Annotated in this window: 22 protein-coding genes; 15 read left to right on the top strand and 7 right to left on the bottom strand. The window is 70.2% G+C overall.

The genetic code is table 11. The features are described 5' to 3' along the window. Positions 1-67: 67 nt before the first annotated feature. Together ABE505_RS12510 and ABE505_RS12505 are read left to right on the top strand one after the other, a co-directional pair. Positions 68-1,228 (top strand): SIS domain-containing protein, encoded by a 1,161-nt coding sequence (locus ABE505_RS12510; protein WP_346458280.1) that lies wholly within the window; start codon positions 68-70, stop codon positions 1,226-1,228. Next, complete coding sequence (locus ABE505_RS12505; RefSeq protein ID WP_346445562.1) at positions 1,225-2,190, top strand: BadF/BadG/BcrA/BcrD ATPase family protein; 966 nt, start codon at positions 1,225-1,227, stop codon at positions 2,188-2,190. Before ABE505_RS12510 ends, ABE505_RS12505 begins: the two co-directional genes overlap by 4 nt. Before the next feature lie 39 nt (positions 2,191-2,229). Here the strand turns inward: ABE505_RS12505 and ABE505_RS12500 are convergent, their stop codons facing one another. Further along, entirely contained in the window at positions 2,230-3,054 is an 825-nt protein-coding gene (locus ABE505_RS12500) for a plasmid replication/partition related protein (protein ID WP_346445563.1), read from the bottom strand. Between the two features lie 157 nt (positions 3,055-3,211). On the opposite strand from ABE505_RS12500, the gene ABE505_RS12495 reads away from it, so the two are divergent. Continuing rightward, on the top strand, positions 3,212-4,495 hold the full coding sequence (locus ABE505_RS12495) for an acyltransferase family protein (protein WP_346445564.1): 1,284 nt from the start codon (positions 3,212-3,214) through the stop codon (positions 4,493-4,495). Positions 4,496-4,502: 7 nt separating this feature from the next. On the opposite strand, the gene ABE505_RS12490 is transcribed toward ABE505_RS12495, so the two are convergent. Next, on the bottom strand, positions 4,503-5,474 hold the full coding sequence (locus ABE505_RS12490; RefSeq protein ID WP_346445565.1) for a DMT family transporter: 972 nt from the start codon (positions 5,472-5,474) through the stop codon (positions 4,503-4,505). 76 nt (positions 5,475-5,550) lie between these two features. Next, complete coding sequence (locus ABE505_RS12485) at positions 5,551-6,294, bottom strand: AraC family transcriptional regulator (RefSeq protein WP_346445566.1); 744 nt, start codon at positions 6,292-6,294, stop codon at positions 5,551-5,553. 261 nt (positions 6,295-6,555) lie between these two features. On the opposite strand from ABE505_RS12485, the gene ABE505_RS12480 reads away from it, so the two are divergent. Further along, on the top strand, positions 6,556-7,236 hold the full coding sequence (locus ABE505_RS12480; RefSeq protein WP_346445567.1) for a DUF4142 domain-containing protein: 681 nt from the start codon (positions 6,556-6,558) through the stop codon (positions 7,234-7,236). 169 nt (positions 7,237-7,405) lie between these two features. On the opposite strand, the gene ABE505_RS12475 is transcribed toward ABE505_RS12480, so the two are convergent. After that, the gene (locus ABE505_RS12475; RefSeq protein ID WP_346445568.1) at positions 7,406-7,966 is read right to left on the bottom strand and encodes a DUF488 domain-containing protein; all 561 of its coding nucleotides are present in this window, start codon (positions 7,964-7,966) and stop codon (positions 7,406-7,408) included. A 238-nt stretch (positions 7,967-8,204) separates the two neighbouring features. Between ABE505_RS12475 and ABE505_RS12470 the strand changes: the two genes are divergently transcribed. Beyond that, positions 8,205-9,080, top strand: a complete 876-nt coding sequence (locus ABE505_RS12470) for an aldo/keto reductase family oxidoreductase (RefSeq protein WP_346445569.1) — start codon at positions 8,205-8,207, stop codon at positions 9,078-9,080. Positions 9,081-9,102: 22 nt separating this feature from the next. Here the strand turns inward: ABE505_RS12470 and ABE505_RS12465 are convergent, their stop codons facing one another. Both ABE505_RS12465 and ABE505_RS12460 read right to left on the bottom strand, forming a co-directional pair. Beyond that, positions 9,103-9,573: a YaiI/YqxD family protein gene (locus tag ABE505_RS12465; protein ID WP_346445570.1), complete on the bottom strand. Its 471-nt coding sequence runs from the start codon at positions 9,571-9,573 to the stop codon at positions 9,103-9,105. Next, positions 9,570-9,713, bottom strand: coding sequence for a hypothetical protein (locus ABE505_RS12460; protein WP_346445571.1), 144 nt, complete (start codon positions 9,711-9,713; stop codon positions 9,570-9,572). The genes ABE505_RS12465 and ABE505_RS12460 overlap by 4 nt, the downstream gene beginning before the upstream one ends. Before the next feature lie 320 nt (positions 9,714-10,033). On the opposite strand from ABE505_RS12460, the gene ccoN reads away from it, so the two are divergent. From ccoN to ABE505_RS12410, 10 genes are all read left to right on the top strand, one after another. Continuing rightward, complete coding sequence (gene ccoN / locus ABE505_RS12455) at positions 10,034-11,512, top strand: cytochrome-c oxidase, cbb3-type subunit I (RefSeq protein WP_346445572.1); 1,479 nt, start codon at positions 10,034-10,036, stop codon at positions 11,510-11,512. Further along, positions 11,509-12,144, top strand: a complete 636-nt coding sequence (gene ccoO, locus ABE505_RS12450) for a cytochrome-c oxidase, cbb3-type subunit II (protein WP_346445573.1) — start codon at positions 11,509-11,511, stop codon at positions 12,142-12,144. The genes ccoN and ccoO overlap by 4 nt, the downstream gene beginning before the upstream one ends. Continuing rightward, complete coding sequence (locus ABE505_RS12445) at positions 12,141-12,281, top strand: CcoQ/FixQ family Cbb3-type cytochrome c oxidase assembly chaperone (RefSeq protein ID WP_183425495.1); 141 nt, start codon at positions 12,141-12,143, stop codon at positions 12,279-12,281. Before ccoO ends, ABE505_RS12445 begins: the two co-directional genes overlap by 4 nt. After that, the gene (gene ccoP, locus ABE505_RS12440) at positions 12,278-13,219 is read left to right on the top strand and encodes a cytochrome-c oxidase, cbb3-type subunit III (RefSeq protein ID WP_346445574.1); all 942 of its coding nucleotides are present in this window, start codon (positions 12,278-12,280) and stop codon (positions 13,217-13,219) included. Before ABE505_RS12445 ends, ccoP begins: the two co-directional genes overlap by 4 nt. After that, positions 13,216-13,512 carry a hypothetical protein gene (locus ABE505_RS12435; protein ID WP_346445575.1) on the top strand — a complete coding sequence of 99 codons (297 nt, stop codon included), beginning with the start codon at positions 13,216-13,218 and terminating at the stop codon, positions 13,510-13,512. The genes ccoP and ABE505_RS12435 overlap by 4 nt, the downstream gene beginning before the upstream one ends. Positions 13,513-13,705: 193 nt before the next feature. Continuing rightward, on the top strand, positions 13,706-15,250 hold the full coding sequence (locus tag ABE505_RS12430; RefSeq protein ID WP_346445576.1) for a 4Fe-4S dicluster domain-containing protein: 1,545 nt from the start codon (positions 13,706-13,708) through the stop codon (positions 15,248-15,250). After that, positions 15,250-15,747, top strand: coding sequence for a FixH family protein (locus ABE505_RS12425; protein ID WP_346445577.1), 498 nt, complete (start codon positions 15,250-15,252; stop codon positions 15,745-15,747). The genes ABE505_RS12430 and ABE505_RS12425 overlap by 1 nt, the downstream gene beginning before the upstream one ends. A 7-nt stretch (positions 15,748-15,754) precedes the next feature. After that, positions 15,755-18,151, top strand: a complete 2,397-nt coding sequence (locus ABE505_RS12420) for a heavy metal translocating P-type ATPase (protein WP_346445578.1) — start codon at positions 15,755-15,757, stop codon at positions 18,149-18,151. Then, positions 18,148-18,375 carry a cbb3-type cytochrome oxidase assembly protein CcoS gene (gene ccoS, locus ABE505_RS12415; RefSeq protein WP_346445579.1) on the top strand — a complete coding sequence of 76 codons (228 nt, stop codon included), beginning with the start codon at positions 18,148-18,150 and terminating at the stop codon, positions 18,373-18,375. The genes ABE505_RS12420 and ccoS overlap by 4 nt, the downstream gene beginning before the upstream one ends. Then, complete coding sequence (locus ABE505_RS12410; RefSeq protein ID WP_346445580.1) at positions 18,365-19,087, top strand: sulfite exporter TauE/SafE family protein; 723 nt, start codon at positions 18,365-18,367, stop codon at positions 19,085-19,087. Before ccoS ends, ABE505_RS12410 begins: the two co-directional genes overlap by 11 nt. 19 nt (positions 19,088-19,106) lie before the next feature. Here ABE505_RS12410 and ABE505_RS12405 read toward each other — a convergent pair whose 3' ends face one another. Beyond that, entirely contained in the window at positions 19,107-20,063 is a 957-nt protein-coding gene (locus tag ABE505_RS12405) for a glutathione S-transferase family protein (protein WP_346445581.1), read from the bottom strand. Between the last annotated feature and the right edge of the window lie 11 nt (positions 20,064-20,074).

Below are 20,074 nucleotides of genomic sequence, written 5' to 3'. Positions count from 1 at the left end.
CCCGCCGCCCTCGTGATGGCCCACATCGCCATCGCCCTCGACGACTACCGCCATGCCTGCGTCCCCGATGCCCAGTCCTGACCTTCTTGGCCTGCCCGAACCCGACCTGGCTGCCAGCGGCGCGCTGTGGACCGCGCGCGAGATCGAGCAGCAGCCGCGCATGCTCCTGCGCACCCAGGCGCTGGTCGCCGGGATGGCCGAGCAACTCGCCGCCTTCATCGCGCCGGTGTCGGGCGACCCGACGGCGCGGGTGATCCTGACCGGCGCCGGCACCTCGGCCTATATCGGCGAATGCCTGGCGCCGTGGCTCGACCGCAGCCTCGCTGCGCGCGTCGACGCGGTGCCCACGACCGACCTGGTCAGCGCGCCAAGGCTGTATCTCGATCCAGCGCGCCCGCTGCTGCTGGTCTCGTTCGGGCGCTCGGGCAACAGCCCCGAGAGCGTGGCGGCGGTCGAGCTGGCCGAGGCGCTGGTCGCCGACCTGCGCCACCTGGTGGTGACCTGCAACGCCGACGGTGCGCTGGGCCGGGTCGCGGTGCAGCGGTCGATGACCCTGCTGCTGCCGCCCGAAACCCACGATGTCAGCTTCGCGATGACCTCGAGCTTCAGCTGCATGATGCTCGCGACGCTGGCCGCGCTGGGCGGGCCGCACGCCCTGGAGACGCGCGTGCACGCGATGGCGTCGGCCACCGAAGCCGTGCTGCAGCAGGCGCGCGGGCTGACCCAGGAGCTGGCGCTGTGCGGGTTCGAGCGCGTGGTGTATCTGGGCAGCGCGTTGTTCAAGGGCCTGGCGCGCGAGGCCGCGCTCAAGCTGGGCGAACTGAGCAACGGCGCGATCGCGACCTGCTTCGAATCGCCGATGGGCTTCCGCCACGGCCCCAAGACCTTCGTCACCGCACGCACGCTGGTGGTGGTGTTCGTGTCCAACGACCCGCTGACTCGGCGCTACGATCTCGACCTGCTCGATGAGCTGCGCGGTGATGGCGTGGCCGCGCGCGTGATCGAGGTCACCGCCGCCGACCCGCATGGCCCGGCGCGCGACGCGGTGCACGTGCCCAGGCTCGCGCACGCCCACGATCTCGACCTGCTGTGGCCCTATGTCGCGGTGGCGCAGCTGTTCGCGTTCCACGCCTCGCGGGCACTGGGCGTACGGCCCGACAGCCCGAATGCGCAGGGCACGGTGAACCGCGTCGTCGAGGGCGTGCGTCTGTACCCGCTGGTGCCATGAGCGGCGCGGCCTACTATCTGGGCGTCGATGGCGGCGGCACCAAGACCCGTTTCGTGCTGCTCGACGCCGAAGGCGGCGTACGCGCCGAGGTCCAGCGCGGCACCGCCTACCACCCGCAGATCGGCCTCGACGGCGTGCGTGCGCTGCTGGCCGACGGCATCGACGCGGTCACGCGGCAAGCGCAGGCGACGCCGGACACAATCGCCTATGCGTTCTTCGGGCTGCCGGCGCACGGCGAGGACGACGCGGCCACGCCGCAACTCGATGCGATACCCGAAGCGCTGCTCGGCCATCGCCGCTATCGCTGCGGCAACGACATGGTCTGCGGCTGGGCGGGATCGCTGGCCTGCGCGGACGGCATCAACATCGTCGCCGGTACCGGCTCAATTGCCTACGGCCAGCGGCAGGGGCGCGAAGCGCGCGCCGGTGGCTGGGGCGAGGTCTTCTCCGACGAGGGCTCGGCGTACTGGATCGCGGTCCAGGGCCTCAATGCCTTCTCGCGCATGAGCGATGGACGGCTGCCGCGCGGGCCCTTGCATGCGGCGCTGCGGGCGCATTTCGAGCTCGCCGACGACCTCGACCTGTGCGCGCGGGTGTACGGCGCGCAGGCCTTGACGCGCGACCGGATCGCGCAGCTGTCGTTGCAGGTCGCCCAGGCGGCCGAGGCCGGCGACGACGTGGCGCGCGCGATCTTCGAACGGGCGGGGCAGGAATTGGCCGCGATCGTCTATGCGGTGCGCCGCGCGCTCGATTTCGGCGACCACGGCCCGGTGCCGGTGACCTGCTCGGGCGGTGCCTTCGGGGCGGGCGCGCTGCTGCAGGCGCCGCTGGCAGCGGCCTTGCACGCGACCGGCATCGACTTCGAACTGCGGGCACCCCGCCACGCGCCGCATCACGGCGCGGCGCTGTATGCGATGCGGCTGGCCGGGCATCCGTTGCCCGGCACGATCACGGCCGCCTGAGCCGGCGGCCGCAAAGCGCGTTGGCGCCGGACGCGGGGGTCAGCTGCGCAGGCGCAGCAACTGCGCCTGCAGCGTCTCGACCTGGGCGCGCAATTGCGCATTCTCGCGTTCGAGCGCGTCGACGCGTCGCTGCAATGCGCGCGCGTCCGGGGCGGCGTCGCCCTCGACGTTCTCGCCGTCTTCGCCTTCGCGGGCCGCGCGCGGGCGCTTCTTCGCATCGCGGGCGCGCTTGGCGGCCTGTTTGAGTTCGGCCTTGCCGGCCTGCGCCGCGCTGCGCTGCTCGTCCTCGGGCAGGCTGGCGACCGCGGCGGCGGCGCTGATCGAGATCTCGCCCGCCTTCAGCGCCTCGACCACTTCGGGCGCCGCCTGCGCGTGGATGCGCTCGATCATCATGACCTGGTTGGCGCTGAGCCGGGCTTCGCGCGCCAGATCGGCGCGGGTGGCGGGCACGGGGGTGTCGTCCCACGGCGGACGGTCGTCGTCGGTCGCGACGGCTTCGTCTTCGCTCGCGGGCGGTGGCGATTCGAGCCGCGCCTGCTGGCGCGCCTCCAGGATCGTGCGCTTGCGCAGCGCGAGCACCCCGCGCTGGTAGTCCGACACGCTGCGCCGGCCCAGGTGCTGCTCGATCATCCACAGGTGGACATCGTCCATCGACTTGAAACGGGTGTTCTGCACCGTCTCGAATGGGATGCCGTGCTTCTGGCAGATGCCGTAGCGGTTGTGGCCATCGACGAGCACGTTGCCCCACAGCACCAGCGCGTCGCGGCAGCCTTCTGCGAGCAGGCTGCGCTCCAGCGCCTCGTGCTCGTCGGGTGTCAGCGGATCGATGTAGGCCTTCAGGGCGTCGACGACGACGATGTTCATGCAGCTCCAGGGCGACGGGGGGCGCGCATTGTAGGCGGCGTGCCCGGCGCCGGGCACCGGATGCGTCCGCTCGCTCTGCTCAGGGCCGGCATGACGCCCCGCGCCATGGCGTCTGGGTAAGCTCGTCGGCGTGCCGAACCCAGGATCTGCGCCACCGATGACGCCGTCTTCCCGCGACCCGTACCCCGATGCGCTGCGCGCCGGCGCCCTGCTGCTGGTCGTGTTCGGGCATTGGATCGCGACCTTGCCGCGCATGGCCGACGGCGTGCTGGTCGACACCGGGCACCTGCTCGCGGCCTGGGACGCGGCCGGCTGGCTGACCTGGATCGTGCAGGTCGTGCCGCTGTTCGTGTTCGTCTCGGCCGCGGTCAGCGTCGACAGCGTGGCCCGACGTGCGGCGCAGGGCGCGCAGATGTCCTGGTGGGCGGGGCGGGCGCTCGGGCTGGCGCGGCCGACGCTGACCTACCTGGTGGTGCTTGCCGCGATCGCGATGCTCTCATGGCTGTGGGGCGGTCATCTGCTGGCGGTGTTCGACCGCTCGCTGACGATCCATCTGTGGTTCCTGCTGATGCTGCTCACGGTGCAGGCGCTGCTGCCCTGGAGCCTGCGCCTGGATGCGCGCCTGGGCCTGGGCGCGGTCGCCGGGCTGGTCGTCGTGGCCGGCGTTCTCGACATGATCCGTGCCGGGGCGACATCGGCCGGTGCGCTGCGCACACTCGGTCAGCTGGCGACCGAGCGGCCGGCCGGCATCGCCTGGCTCAACATGCTGGTGGTGTGGCTGATCCCGCAGCAGCTGGGCATCGCCTGGAAGCGCGGGCGTGTTCGCGGCCCGGCGACCGGCGCCGGCCTGCTGCTGCTCGGCACGGCATGGCTGGCGCTGGCGATCGCCGCCGGCTATCCGGTCGCGATGGTCGGGGTGACGCTGGCCGGCAACAACATGCTGCCGCCCACGCTGGCGCTGATCGGGGTGATGTGGCTGCAGGTGGGCCTGGTGCTGCTGTGCGAGCCGCTGGCGCGGCGGGTGCTCGCAGGCCGCGCGCCGGCAAAGGCGATCGCGGTGCTCGGTGCGCTCGGCATGCCGCTGTACCTGTGGCACAAGCTCGCCGAGCTGCCGGCCGCATGGCTGGGCGAGCGACTGGGGCTGCCGATCGACGCTGGACTGCCCGGCGCGCCGGGCTTCTGGCTCGGGCGCGCAGGCTGGATCGCGCTGTGCCTGGTGGTGGTCGCGCCGCTGATCGCCCTGGTCGTGCGTTTCGAACTGCGGCGCGACCGCGACGTCCCGGCGACCGATCGCCGCGTCGATGTTGTGCTCGGCGGCCTGGCGCTGTACGTCGGTCTGGGTGCGGCGCTGGCCCTGGGCGCGTGGCCGGGCGCCGCGATCGGAATGGTCGCCGTGGCCTTGGCGTCCTGGCGCCTGCGGCGACGCGGCGACCGGCGTTGAGCCCGGCTCAGCGAGCGGGTGCGTCGCCGATCGCGGCCGGCGGCGCCCGGTGTGTGGCCAGGCACGTGACCACGCTCAGCGCCACCAGCACGAACGCGATGGCCTCCAGCAGCGTGGGCAGGCGGCGTTCCCAGACAAAGCCGTAGAGCAGGGCGAACAGCGTTTCGAACAGGATCATCTGGCCGACCAGGGTCAGCGGCAGCAGCCGGCTCATGCGGTTCCACAGTGCGTTGCCGATCATCGACGCCAGCAAGGCCACGCCGGCCGACACCCCGATCAGCAGCGCCCAGGCCGAGGACGGTTGGGGCACGCGGGGCAGGGCCCAGGCCAACGGCAACAGCAGGGCGGTCAAGCCGCAGGTGACCACGCCGGTGAGCAGGTTCCACTCGTGGACGGTGATGTGCTGTAGACGGGCCAGCCAACGCGCATTGTGCACCGCAAAGCAGGTCCACGCGGCCAGCGCGCCCACACCGCAAGCCAGCCCGAGCAACTGTCGCCCGACCGTGTCCGCCGCGGGCATCGCCAGCGCCTGCCAGCCGATGCACAGCACGCCGGCTGCGGCCAGCAGCAGCGAGGGCGCGAGCCGGCGCAGCGGTACCGCGTCCCGGTCGCGGCTGCCGACCAGGGTGACGGCGACCGGCAAAAAGCCGATGACCAGCGAGGTCATCGCGATGCCGCCCAACTGCACGGCGCTTGCCAGCAGCAGGTAGTACAGAACGTTGCCGGTGAGTGCCAGCCACACCAGCCCCCGCCATTCGCGGCGGCCGAGCAGGCCGACCAGCCGGGTCCAGTGCGGAGCGATCAGCAGGATCGAGAACAGGCCATAGAACAGATAGCGGCCGATGGTCAGGTCCAGTGGCCGGAAGTCGCGGACCAGCGCCGGCGCCAGGAAGACCAGGCCCCACAGCGCACCTGCGCCGATGCCGCAGGCGACGCCGGCAAGCGTGTCGTGTCGAGGGCTGGCACGCATCGAGTCCATGCGCCGCACGATAGGCAGGATCGACAGCGCCGTCTTGACCCGGTCTCGCGTCGTTGTGGTCCTGCACTCGCGTCTTTCAGCGGCGCGCCTGGCGGCGCGCCTGCGCGGGCGTCTGCCCGTCTGCGCGACGCATCGCACGGGTCAGCGCGCTCTGATCGGCGTAACCGCAGCGGTAGGCGATCTCGGCGATCGGCAGCGCGGTCCGCGTGAGCAGGTCGCGGGCCCGCGCGAGTCGCAGGGACGACAGCCAGGCGCGTGGCGTGGTGTGCAACGACTGCTGGAACAGCGCGTGCAGACGACTGGCGCTCACGCCGACCTGCGCGGCCATCGTCTCGGCGGTCCAACCGCGCGCCGGCTGCGCCTCGACCATCGCCAGCAACGGCGCGAGCCGGGCGCTCGGCTGCGGCGACTCGCCGAGCAGGGTGTCGAGCAGCAGCGGGATCCATAGCCGGAGGCGGTGCGCGGACACGCCGCCGCGCAGGGTCAGCGCTTCCATGTAGTCGATCAGGCTGCGCGCTTCGGGGCCGAGCGCGACGTAGGGCCGACGCGCCAGGCAGTCGGCGATGCGCGGGTCGAGCTCGCTGGTGTGCAGGTCGAGGATGATCGAACGATTCGCAGCGTCGCCGATCTGATCGTGACAGGCGCCGGCCTCGACGAAGGCGCCGAGGCTGCGGTCGAGCTGGGCGCCGGCACCGGCGATGTCCATGTGCAGCCGGCCGTCGAGCGGCAGCACGATCTGTGCGAAGTCATGGCGATCGACCTGGCTGACCGTGCCGTAGGCGCGGATGGCGATCGGCGAGGGGGGAGGGGAGGCGGCCATGGCGATGCGGGAGGCGGGACGGGCGATGCTAGCGCAGCGCGCCATGCAGGGCGGATGGGCGCGGGTCGTCGCGAGGCTGCGCGGGCGACACGGGCGACACAGGCGTGGGGCAGCGTGATCCGTGGACCTTGCGGCGCGACATGAACGGGACCGGGACGAGCGTGTGGGAAGAAAGTGCCTTGGCAACAGTCCGGGGCTTCACCGCCTGCGGCGGGCGCGGCGCCCAGCATCGCGTTTCCTGACCTGTTACGGAGTGCGACCATGAATCTTCGTCCGACCCTGCTGGTGGCCTCGCTCGCGTTCGCGCTGTCGGCATGCGGCGACCGTACCGACGATCGTCAGGCGGCCGCCACACCGGCAACGCCGCCCGCGTCCGCGCCGACCGCCGACGACGGCGCGGCGATGCGCACAGGCCCGACCGACACGATGGCCCCCGGCGACACCCGGACCGGCGCCGCGACTGCGCTGGCGGCGGCTGATCGCAAGGCGCTGCTCACGGTGATCGAGGTCGATCGCCACGAGATCGCGGCCGCGCAGGATGCATTGAAGAAGGGCGTCGGTGAGCGCGCGCAAGCGTACGCCGAGCAACTGCGCACCGACCACGAACGCAGCATGCAGGCCACGCAGGCGATGCTCGACGGCACCCACGAGGGCGCAGGTGCATCGCCGCAGGCGGCAGTGGCCGATGATCCGGCGCTGGCCGCCGAGCGCCGCCAGCACGACACCGAGCGCCAGCGCCTGGAGGGGCTCAATGGCGAGGCGTTCGAGGCTGCGTGGATCGACGCGATGATCAAGGGCCACCAGGCGGCGCTGGACAAGCTCGATCGCGAGCTGATCCCGCAGGCCAGTGCGGCGGACGTGCGCAGTCACCTGGAGCGCACGCGCGAGACGATCGCCGGCCACCTCGAGCGCGCGCAGGCCTTGCAGGCGCCTGCGTCCTGAGTTCGATCACCGAGGAAGATGGGGCGATGCGCGCGTCGTCCCCATCCCAACCCTCAACCCGTGAAGGGCGCAATGCTCCGCACGCGGGGAGGGGGCTCGCAAGCACAGGTCCTAGCTTCCCACATGCGGGGAGGTCGGCGCGCTTGCCGCGCCGGGTGGGGGCGGCGTTCTACACCTCCCGCCCGAACAGGTCGTCCTGCGACGGCGCTGGCGCACTGTAGTCCAGCCGGCCGTCGACGATGCGTGCGGCCGCGGTCCAGGGATGCGGCTGCGATTGTCCCGGTGCCATCAGATGCACCACCTCCCAGCCGCGGGCCTTGAAGTCGTCGGCGATCAGGCTGCGATGGCAACTCCACCACATGGCCTCGGCGCACATGCAGGCGGTGCGCTCGGCGTGCGCGAGGTCCATCAGCTGCGCGCGCGCCTGGGCGTACTCGGCCGTCTCCATGTAGTCGGCGTAGCCGCGGAAACCCGCGTTGCGCCAGGCGGTGTGCGGCGAGTCGCGACGTGCCCGGCGCCGACCGCCCAGCTCGGGCATCGGCACGAAGGCGATGCCCGCCTCGGGCAGGCTGTGCATGAGCGACTGCGCGGCAAAGTGCGGATAGCGGCGCGAGCCGGGATGGCGACGCACGTCGACCAGCGTGGTGATGCCGTCGGCGCGCAACAGGTCGATGAAGACCTCGAACGGTCGCGTCGAGTGGCCGATCGTCCACAGGCGGGGCGTGTGCATGCAGGCAGGCTAATGCTGCGAGCGTGGAGAGCGTGCGCAGTCCATCGATCCGTCGGCCGACAAGCGAACGGGCATGCGGCCACCCGCGTCACGACCGAACCGGCGGACGTCCGTGCCGGTGCCGACACCGGGCTGCACGGCTTGTTCGAACGGCTGCAGCGCGAGCACCACGAGCGCTATCGAGTCGCCGAGTACGTCTGCCGGCGCATACTGGCGCCTTCCGACCCGAGAGTGCCGCATGCCCCCGATCGCCAATGCCGATACGTTCCGCCTGGGCGATCGCCGCGTGAAGCGGCTGGGCTATGGCGCGATGCAACTCGCCGGTCCCGGTGTGTTCGGACCGCCGAAGGACCACGCCGCCGCCCTTGCGGTGCTGCGCGAGGCGGTCGCGTTGGGCGTCGACCACATCGACACCAGCGATTTCTACGGCCCGCACGTGACCAATCGGCTCATTCGCGAGGCGCTGCACCCGTATGCCGACGATCTGACGATCGTGACCAAGATCGGTGCCCGCCGCGACGACGATGCCGCCTGGCTGCCCGCGTTCTCGCCGCAGGCGTTGCGCCAAGCGGTGCACGACAACCTGCGCAACCTCGGCCTCGACGTACTGGATGTGGTCAACCTGCGGATCATGTTCTCCGCGCACGGCCCGGCGGAAGGCTCGATCGAGGCGCCGCTCGCGGTGCTGGCCGATCTGCAGCGACAAGGGCTGGTGCGCCACATCGGCCTGAGCAACGTCACCGCGACCCAGGTGGCGCAGGCGCGGGAGATGGTCGAGGTGGTGTGCGTGCAGAACCTGTACAACATCGCGCATCGCAACGACGATGCGCTGATCGATACGCTGGCCACCGACGGCATCGCCTACGTACCGTTCTTCCCATTGGGTGGATTCACACCGCTGCAATCATCCACGCTGTCGACAGTCGCCCACGACCTGGGCGCGACGCCGATGCAGGTCGCACTGGCGTGGTTGCTGCGCCGCGCGCCCAATCTGCTGTTGATCCCCGGCACGTCTTCGCTCGCGCATCTGCGCGAGAACCTGGCCGCCGCGGCGCTGGTGCTGCCGGCAGCGGCGATCGCGACCCTGGACGGCATCGCCGCCGGTTCGGCGTAGCCGATCCTGGCAGCCAGGCCGGTCAGCGCCGCTTGGCCAGCCACCGATCGAGCTGGCCGGCGAACGCCTGACGATCCCGGGCGTGAAACGCGGTCGGTCCACCGGTCTGCACACCGGCGCCGCGCAGCTCGTCCATGAAGTCGCGGATCGACAGCCGCTCGGCGATGCTGTCGGGCGAGAACGGCTGGCCGCGCGGATCGATGGCCTGCGCACCCAGCGCGAGCACCCGGGCGGCCAGCGGGATGTCCTGGGTCACCACCAGATCGCCGGCCGCGACGCGGGCGACGATGGCATCGTCAGCGGCATCCGGGCCACCTTCGACCTGAAGGGCGCGCACATGGCGCGAGGGTGGGGTGCGCAGCCATTGGTTGGCGACCAGCGTGACCGCGACCTGGGCGCGGTCGGCGGCGCGGAACAGGATGTCCTTGACCGGGCCCGGGCAGGCATCGGCATCGACCCAGATCCGCGCGGGACCCGTGGCCGGCGTGGTCACTCGGCGGCGTCGGACGCTGCCGGCGTATCGGTGCGGCTCGCCTCGCGCTCGGCGCGCTTCTTGGCGTCCTTCTCGTCTTTCTTCTTCTTCTTGGCGAGTTCGCGCTGGCGTTTTTCGAACGAATAGTTGGGCTTTGCCATGGGGCCTTCGAGGTTGGGCGAACCCCCAGTGTACCGCCCCACCCAAAACCGGGGTCAGAGTGCACTTCTCGGTCAGCGAGAAATGCACTCTGACCCCGGTTCTGGTTTTGGGGCTGGGTGCGCTGATCGGTCGCAGCGGGGGCGGCTATGGCGGACCGGCAAATGAATGGCCGACTGCCTATGATGGGCGTGTTCATGCCTCCCGACTGCCGGGCCATGGACGGGAGGGCACACCGCTCGCCAGGGGGCCTTGATCGAGATCAAGGTGAAGCGACATCACGGGCGCCTAACATTCCTCTATCCAAGAAAGGGGGCGGCGAATGCACGCCATGACTGAAACCTATAACGACAAAGTAGTCCGCCAGTTCGCGGTGATGACCGTGGTCTGGGGCATCGTGGGCATGCTGGTGGGGGTGATCATCGCCGCCCAGCTCTACGCGCCTGCGCTGAACTTCGAGATTCCGTGGCTGAGCTACGGTCGTCTGCGCCCGCTGCACACCAACGCGGTGATCTTCGCGTTCGGTGGCTGCGCCCTGTTCGCGACCAGCCTGCATGTGGTCCAGCGCACCTGCCATGTGCGCTTGCTGTCCGACAAGCTGGCCGCCTTCGTGTTCTGGGGCTGGCAGGCGGTCATCGTCGCTGCGGCAATCTCCCTGCCGCTGGGCCTGACCCAGGGCAAGGAGTACGCCGAGCTCGAATGGCCGATCGACCTGCTGATCACCGTGGTCTGGGTCGCCTACGCGGTGCTCTACCTGGGCACGATCGCCAAGCGCCGGGTCAAGCACATCTATGTGGCCAACTGGTTCTTCGCGGCGTTCATCATCGCCGTGGCGCTGCTGCATATCGTCAACAACATCGCAATTCCGGTCGGCCCGCTGAAGTCCTACCCGGTCTACAGCGGCGCGGTCGATGCGATGGTGCAGTGGTGGTACGGCCATAACGCGGTCGGCTTCTTCCTGACCGCCGGCTTCCTGGGCATGATGTACTACTACGTGCCCAAGCAGGCCGGTCGCCCGATCTACTCCTACCGCCTGTCGATCGTGCACTTCTGGGCGCTGATCGCCGTCTACATGTGGGCCGGTCCGCACCACCTGCAGTACACCGCGCTGCCGGACTGGGCGCAGTCGCTGGGCATGGTGTTCTCGCTGATCCTGCTGGCCCCCAGCTGGGGCGGCGCGATCAACGGCGTGATGACGCTCTCGGGGGTGTGGCACAAGCTGCGGACCGACCCGATCCTCAAGTTCCTGATCGTCGCGATCTCGTTCTACATGATCGCCACGTTCGAGGGACCGATGATGTCGATCAAGACGGTCAACTCGCTCTCGCACTACACCGACTGGACCGTGGGCCACGTGCACGCCGGTGCGCTGGGCTGGGTGGCGATGATCTCCATCGGCTCGATCTACGCGTTGATGCCGCGCCTGCTGGGCCTCAAGGAGATGTACTCGACCAAGTGGATCGACCTGCATTTCTGGCTGCACACCGTCGGCGTGGTGCTCTATATCGCTTCGATGTGGATCGCCGGCGTCATGCAGGGCCTGATGTGGCGCGCCACCAATGAGGACGGCACGCTGACCTACAGCTTCGTCGAAGGCCTCAACGCCACCTATCCGTACTACCTGGTGCGTCTGCTGGGCGGCATCGTCGTCCTGTCGGGCATGCTGCTGATGGCCTACAACTTCTGGAAGACCTACCGCCAGAGCCAGGTCGTCACGGCCGACCAGCCGGTGCTTCCGCCCGACATCTCCCACAACCCCGCCCCGGTGGCCGCGCAGGTCTCCGCAGGAGGCCAGGCATGAGCGGCGAGAACAAGAACGCGCACGAGAAGGTCGAAAAGAACGTCGGTCTGATGGCCGTGCTGATCGCGGTGGCAGTGTCGTTCGGCGGCCTGGCCGAGATCGTGCCGCTGATGTACCAGGCCGAGGCGATCGAGCCACTGCCGGGCGTGGAGCCGTACCCGGCGCTGGAGTTGGCCGGACGCGACGTGTATGTCCGCGAGGGCTGCTACAACTGCCACTCGCAGATGGTGCGCACGCTGCGCTTCGAGTCCGAGCGCTATGGCCACTACTCGCTGGCCGGCGAGTCGGTCTACGACCGGCCGTTCCAGTGGGGCAGCAAACGGACCGGGCCGGATCTGGCCCGTGTCGGTGGCCGCTACTCCGACGACTGGCACCGGGTGCACTTGAACAACCCGCGCGACGTGGTGCCCGAGTCGAACATGCCGGCCTATTCGTGGCTGGCCAAGGCCACGCTCGACGGCGAACAGGTCAGCCGTCGCATGCAGGCCCTGCAGCGCCTGGGCGATCCCTACACCGACGAGCAGGTGGCGCAGGCCGCCGAGGACGTCTCGGGCAAGACCGAACTCGATGCCGTGGTCGCCTACCTGCAAGGCCTCGGCCGCCACGCCCCCAAGGGAGGGGACAGCCAATGATTTCCGGAATCGTCACCGCGATCCTGCTGCTGTGCTTCATCAGCGGCTGGGTCTGGGCGTGGAGCCCGAAGCGCAAAACCGAATTCGAGGCAGCCGCGCAGCTGCCGCTGGACGATGACGAGGAGCAGGGGTCATGAGCAACGCTTGGTCGTGGTATGTCATCGCCATCGTGGCGGTGAACATCGTTGGCTGCGTCTGGCTGCTGATCTGGACGTCGCGGCGCCGCCCCGGCGACCCGAAGCCCGATGACACCAGCCATGTCTGGGACGGCGACATCACCGAGTACAACAAGCCGCTGCCCAAGTGGTGGATCAACTTGTTCTACCTGACAGTGGTGTTCGCGATCGGCTACCTGATCTGGTACCCGGGCCTGGGCAACTTCGCGGGCACCAGCGGCTGGACGTCGGCGCGCGAGCACGATGCCGACAAGGCTCGCCGCGACGCCCAGCTCGAGGAGACGTTCGGCGCGTTCGCGGGCAAGCCCCTCGAGCAGTTGGCCGGCGACCCGCGGGCGATGGACCTGGGGCGTTCGATCTTCGTCAACACCTGTGCAGCCTGCCACGGCTCGACCGCGCAGGGCGCACCGGGCTACCCGAACCTGACCGACAATGTCTGGAACTGGGGCGGCGAGCCGGAGCGGATTCTCGAGACGGTGCTCGATGGCCGTCAGGGCATCATGCCGCCGCTGGGGTCGGTGCTGGCCGGGATCGGCGGCGATGTGGCGGTGACCCAGACGGCCGCCTATGTGCGGGCGCTGCGTTCGCCGGATCTGGAGCAGACGCTGAGCATCGACTACATGGCCGCGCGCGGCGAGCAGCATTTCCAGGGCCTGTGCGTGGCCTGCCATGGTGTCGACGGCAAGGGCAATCAGGCGCTGGGCGCTCCGAACCTCACCGCGCGCAACACCCTGTACCCGAACACGCTCGAGAGCATCCGCCAGACGATCAACGAAGGGCGGCACGGCGTCATGCCCGCGCATCGCGACCTGCTGGGCGAGACCCGCTCGCGCCTGGTTGCAGCCTATGTCTGGTCGTTGTCCAATCAGCCTGCAGCGGACACCACGGCACGCCAATGACGGATTTCACGGAACCGCGCTTCGACCACCCGCCACGTCCGCTGGCGCAGCGGGTAGGCGCGATTCTGTGGCCGAGCTTCTTTGCGGCGGGCGTGTGCACCATGGTGTTGTTCGCCTTCGTCGATCCCCTCGCGCTTCGCGACATGACCTTCCCCGATCTGCCGCTGTCGCGCGAGCTGGGATACACCCTCGGATTCTTCATGTTCTGGCTGGCGACTGCGGCCTCCAGCCTGTTCACATGGATCCTTCTGCGGCCTGCGAGCCGCTTCAACCGACCGTTGTCGCCGGACTGAGCCGGCGGTGATCGTCGACGCGGCGCGGCACCTGCGCGCTGCGACATCGGGTCGCATTCCGACGCCCTGACAGGGGCGGACAATAGCGTTCATCACCGAACGCGCACTGCGGTCGCACCCCTATCGGTAGCCAGATGAATCGCATCCAGCCCAAGTGTCCCTCGTCCATCGCACCGCATTCCGGAGCGACGACGTGAAGGGGTCGATCCCGCTCGAAGTCGTCGACGACGGCGGTTCTGTCTACCAGAGCGAGCGCAAGGTCTACCCGCGCGACGTGTCGGGCCGGCTCAACCGGCTGCGCGTGGCGGCGGTGTTCTGGCTGCTGGGCATGTTCTACCTGTTCCCCTGGCTGCGCTGGGATGGTCGTCAGGCGGTGCTGTTCGATCTGCCGGCGCGCAAGTTCCACGTCTTCGGTCTGACCTTCTGGCCGCAGGACTTCCTGTTCCTGGCACTGCTGCTGATCATCGCAGCGCTGGCGTTGTTCTTCTTCACCGCGCTCGCCGGGCGCCTGTTCTGTGGCTACGCCTGCCCGCAGACGGTGTGGACCGAGGTGTTCCTGTGGATGGAGCGCTGGACCGAGGGCGATCGCTCCAAGCGCATGAAGCTCGACGCCGGTCCCTGGACCGGCGAGAAGGTGATGCGCAAGGGCGGCAAGCACCTGATCTGGGCGGTGTTCGCGCTGTGGACGGGCTTTACGTTCGTCGGCTTCTTCACCCCGATCACCGACCTGGGCGCGCGCGCGGCGACGCTGTCGTGGGGCGGCTGGGAAACGTTCTGGGTGTTGTTCTACGCCTTGGCCACCTGGGGCAATGCCGGCTTCTTGCGCGAGCAGGTCTGCAAGTACATGTGCCCCTATGCGCGCTTCCAGAGCGCGATGTTCGACCGCAATACCCTGATCATCGCCTACGACCCGATGCGCGGCGAGCCGCGCGGTCCGCGCAAGCGCGCGCTGGGCAGCGTGCTTGCCCGCGGTCGTGGCCTGCTCGACAAACTGGTGGCCTACGACTACGTGTTCCGCGCCGGGCGCCACCCATCGGCGGCCAGCCAGAATGCGCAGGCGCGCGGCACCATCACCTGGGACGGCGATCTGGGCACGATCGAACCGTTGCCCAAGTTCGCGCCCGAGGCGTTGGGCGACTGCATCGATTGCACGATCTGCGTGCAGGTCTGTCCGACCGGCATCGACATCCGCAATGGCCTGCAGTACGAGTGCATCGCCTGTGGTGCCTGCATCGACGCCTGCGACAGCGTCATGGACAAGATGGGCTATCCGCGTGGCCTGATCCGCTACTCCACGCAGAACGCGATCGACGGCAAGGCCACCAAGGTGCTGCGTCCGCGCATCTTCGTCTACGGCGCGCTGCTGGTGGCGCTGTGCGTGGCCTGGGCGGTCGGCGTGGGCACCCGCAGCGACCTGATCGTGGAAGTGCTGCGCGATCGCAACGCGCTGTACCGCGACGCCGGCGATGGCAGGACCGAGAACGCCTACACCCTCAAGCTGGTCAACAAGTCCGATGCGGCGCGCGAGTTCCGCATCCTGGTCGAATCCGCGACGCCGGGCATCGAACTGCGCGACAATGCCCACGCCGTGCCTGCGCGTGCGGAGGAGGTGGTCTCGTTCCCGCTGGTGCTGGTGGCGCCTGAACAGGTGCGGGGCCGCCACGAGGTGCGGTTCGTCGTCGAGTACGGCGACGGCAAGCGCCAGACAGTCGACAGCAGCTTCTTTGGACCGATGTGATGAATGACAGCAAGCGCCCGCTGTGGCGGATCCCGGTGATGTGGCTGGTCATCGGCCTGCCGCTGGCCTCCATCGTCGCCGGCGTGGGGCTGGTGGTCATCGCCACGCGTTCGGGCGGCGCCGATGTCGTCAACGATGAGGTGCGCCGCGTCTCGCAGATCCAGACCACCGATCTCGGCCCGGACGCGAAAGCGCGGCAGTTGGGGCTCAGTGCGATCGTGCGGATCGACGAGACGATGGTCGAGGCGATCCCGGCGACCGGCGAGTTCCCGCGCGAGGCGCGCTTGCAGTTGCGTCTGCAGCATCCGACCCAGTCGCAGGACGACCTGACGCTCGAGCTGGCACCGACGGACACCGGGTGGCGCTCGACCACGCCGATCGACGACGGCCATGACTGGATCGTGCAGCTGGCGCCCCTGGATGGGACCTGGCGCCTGCAAGGCCGCCTGCCCAAGCAACAGCACGCCGCCCGCCTGGCGCCGTCGCTGCAGCCCTGATGCAGACGTGAACGCCGCTGCGCATCCCGCACCTGCGGGCTGCTTCCACTGTGGCGAGCCGCTGACCGCGCACGCTGTGCAGGCGCCGATCGACGGCGCCACGCAGGCGTTCTGTTGCGACGGCTGCGCGGCGGCGGCGCAATGGATCCGCCACGCCGATCTGGGCGATTACTACCGCCTGCGCAGTGCGATGCCCGCGCCGGTCGGCAACGAGGCGATCGACTTCGGGATCTGGGATCGCGAGGACCTGCTGCGCGAACACGCCAACCCGGTGCCCGGTGGACGCGCGCTCACCCTGCTGACCGACGGCATGCGCTGCGCGGCGTGCGCATGGTTGATCGATCGCGCGCTGCGCCGCGAGGCAGGCGTGCTCGATGTCACCGCCAACGCGGTGACCGGCCGCATCCGTATCGCCTGGGATCCGGCGCGCACGGTGCTGTCAAAGGTGCTGCAGCGGCTGGCCGCGCTGGGGTATCGCCCGTACCTGGCCGGTGGCGAGGCGCGCGAGCGCGCCCGGGTGCGTGAGCGCCGGCGCTGGCTGCTGCGTCTGGGCATTGCCGGCCTGGGCACGCTGCAGGCGATGATGTTCGCCGAGGCGCTGTACCTGGACTTCGACCAGCAGATGCCGCACGCCACGCGCGACTTCTTCCGCTGGATCACCTTCATGGTGTCGACCCCGGTGGTGTTCTATGCCGGCTGGCCGTTCCTGGCAGGCATGGCCCGCGAGCTGCGCCAGCGCCATGTCGGCATGGACACGCTGATCGCGACCTCGACCCTGCTGGCGTACCTGGCCAGCCTGTGGGAGACGATCCGCGGGGGGACCCATGTCTGGTACGACGCGGCGGTGATGTTCGTGTTCCTGCTGCTGGCCGCGCGCATGCTCGAGCAACGCGCGCGCAACGTCGCCACCGCCCAGGTCGATGCGCTGGCGCGCGCGCGGCCGTCGCTGGCGGTGCGCGAGCGCGCCGACGGCACGCGCGAGTCGGTGCCGGCCGCCGAGCTCGTCGCCGGCGACATCGCCTGTGTCGCGGCCGGCGATGTCTTGCCCGCCGACGGCGTGCTGCTCGATGGTGAGGCGGTGTTCGAGGAGTCGCTGCTGACCGGCGAGTCGGCACCGGTGCGTCGCGTTGCCGGCGAGGCGCTCTACGCCGGCACGGTCTGCCGCGAGTGGCCGGTGCGGGTACGCGTGACCTGCACCGGCGCCGACACGCGCTTGTCGCAGCTGACCCGGCTGGTCGAACAGGCGCAGTCGCATCGGCCGCGCCTGGCGCGCCTGGCCGACGGCATCGGCAGCCGCTTCGTCGCCGGGCTGTTGCTGACCGCGCTGGCGGTCTATGTGGGCTGGCGCATCCACGATCCGGCGCGCGCGTTCGAAGTGACGCTGGCGCTGCTGGTGGTCAGCTGTCCCTGTGCGCTGTCGCTGGCGGTGCCCACGGCGCTGGCCACCGCGCACGGCGCGTTGGCCCGGCTCGGCGTACTGGCGACCCGGGCCGATGCCCTGGAGACGCTCGCCAGTGCGACCGACATGGTCTTCGACAAGACCGGCACGTTGACCGACGCGCGTCCCGAACTCGATGAGGCGACCGGCTTCGACGGTTTCGATCCGCAGCGTGCGCTGCGGATCGCGGCCGCGCTCGAGCGCGATGCCAATCATCCGATCGCCCAGGCCTTTGCGCATGTCGCTGCCGACGCCGCCGCCGAGGCGATGGCAGTGGTGCCGGGGCAGGGGGTGGAAGGCACCGTCGAAGGCGTCCGCTGGCGGCTGGGCCAGGCGGCGTTCGCTGCCGGGCGCGCAGACGATGGCGCGCTGTGGCTGGGTGATGGCCGCCGCGCGGTGGCCCGGTTCACGCTGCGCGAGCACGTACGCGAGGACGCGGCTGCCGCCCTGCAGGGCCTGCGTGAACTGGGACTGGTGCTGCACCTGTCCAGCGGCGATGCGCAGGCGCCGGTCACGGCGCTGGCGGCGCGGCTGGGCATCGAAGACGCGCATGCGCGCCAGACGCCGGAAGACAAGCTCACGCGGGTGCGCGCGCTGCAGGCCGAGGGCCGCACAGTGGCAATGATCGGCGACGGCCTCAACGATGCGCCGGTGCTGGCCGGCGCCGACGTGTCGATCGCGATGGGCGAGGGCGCATCGCTGGCCCAGCGCGCTGCCGACCTGGTCACCACCGGGCCGACCCTGCGCCGTATCCCGGCGACGATCGCGGTGGCGCGGCGCGCCCGCCGGGTGATCCGGCAGAACCTGGGCTGGGCGCTTGCCTACAACCTGCTGGCGATCCCGGTGGCGGCGGCCGGACTGGTGACGCCGTGGCTGGCGGCGCTGGGCATGGCATTGTCGTCGCTGCTCGTCACCGCCAATGCGCTGCGCCTGACGCGGGTGCCGGCGACCGGAGAACCGAGATGAGAAGTCTGCTGTTGTTGGTCCCGATCAGCCTGGTCCTGCTCGGCATCGCGATTGCCGCGTTCGTCTGGGCGGTCAGGCGCGGCCAGTTCGACGACATGGACACCCCGGCGCTCGACATCCTGGTCGACGACGATGGCCGCGACGGCACCGCGCACACATCGGCCGGGCGGGACCCGGAGACAGCACCGACGTCTGCGCCGCAGGACCGGCCGCGTGCCGATTGACTGGCTGGTGGTGCTGGCCGCGCTGACCAGCGGCCTGCTCGGCGGCCTGCACTGTGCGGCGATGTGCGGCGGTATCGCGACCGGGTTCTCGGCCACATCCCCGACCGGTGGCTGGCCGCATGCGCTGCAGGTCAACCTGGGCCGCGTCGGTGGCTACGTGCTGGCCGGCGCGATCGTCGGCGGCTTCGGGCACGGCCTGGTCGGCGTGTTCGGCAACCCCTGGATCGGCTTCGGGCTACGCATGCTGCTGGGCGTGGCGCTGGTGCTGGTCGCGCTGCGGCTGTTCGGGCGCGGCGGCTTCGACCTGCTGCGCCGGCCGGGCGCGCGTCTGTGGGCCTGGCTGCAGCCGTTGCAGCGACGCCTGCTGCCGGCCGAGACCGCGCCGCGCCGGATCGCGTTGGGGATGGTGTGGGGCTGGTTGCCCTGTGGGCTCAGCCTGAGCCTGCTGACGGTGGCCTGGATGCAGGCCAGCGTGCCGGGCGGCGCGCTGACGATGGCCGCGTTCGGCCTGGGCACGTTGCCGGTGATGCTGCCGCTGACCTGGTCGGGCCAGCGCGTTGGCCGGTGGCTGCAGCGCCCGCGGCTGCGTGCGCTCGCGGCGTCGCTGGTCCTGGCGGCGGGCCTGCTGACGTTGGCAGGCCCGTGGTTGATGCAGGTGCCGGCGCTGCATGGGCCGTTGTCGGCGATCGGCTGCATGCCGCCGCCGCTGTAGCCGCAACGCGTCGGCGGCGTCAGCGCCCGACCGGCGGCACTGGCCCGGCGGGCACGATGCCGGTGGGATTGATCTGCCGGTGGCTCTGGTAGTAGTGCCGTTTGATGTGGTCGAAGTCGACGGTCGGCGCGACCGCCGGGTGGCGATACAGCCGCTGGGTGTAGGCGAGCAGGGCGGGATAGTCGACCAGCCGGCGCAGATTGCACTTGAAGTGCCCGTGGTAGACCGCGTCGAAGCGCAGCAGCGTGGTGAACAGGCGCCAGTCGGCCTCGGTCAGTTGCTGGCCGCACAGGAACGGCTCGCCCGACAGCCGCAGCTCCAGCCATTCGAGAGTCGCGAACACCGCCTCGACGGCCTCGTTGTACGCCGCCTGGCGGGTCGCAAAGCCCGCCTTGTAGACGCCGTTGTTGAGCCCGTCGTAGATGCGCGCATTGACCGCGTCGATCTCCTCGCGCAGGGCCTGGGGGTAGTAGTCGCCCTCGGCCGCGCCGACGCCGTCGAAGGCGCTGTTGAACATGCGGATGATGTCGGCCGATTCGTTGCTGACGATGGTGCCGCGCTGGGTGTCCCACAGCACCGGCACGCTGACCCGGCCGGTGTAGCGCGGGTCGGCGGCGGTGTAGAGCTGCCACACCGTCTCCGCGCCGTTGATCTGGTCGGGCACGACGCCCGGCGCCTGCGCGAAGGTCCAGCCGTCGTCGGCCATCAGCCAGTGGGTGACCGACAGGCCGATCATGTCCTGCAGGCCCTTGAGCTCGCGGAACAGGGTCGCGCGGTGCGCCCAGGGGCAGGCGCGTGCCACGTAGAGGTGGTAGCGCCCGGGGTCTGCGGCGAACCCGGCCGTTCCGGTGGGGCCGGCGCTGCCGTCGGCGGTGATCCAGTTGCGGAACTGCGTCTGCGGCCGGGCCAGGCGTCCGTCGCCGTCGACCAGTCCGTCATCGTCGCGATGCCAGCGGCCTTCGATCAGCATGCCCATCGTGCGAGGTC

It is taken from the genome of Luteimonas sp. TWI382 (assembly GCF_039674545.1).
GTDB lineage: Bacteria > Pseudomonadota > Gammaproteobacteria > Xanthomonadales > Xanthomonadaceae > Luteimonas.
This window is presented reverse-complemented; position numbering and strand designations above follow the sequence as displayed.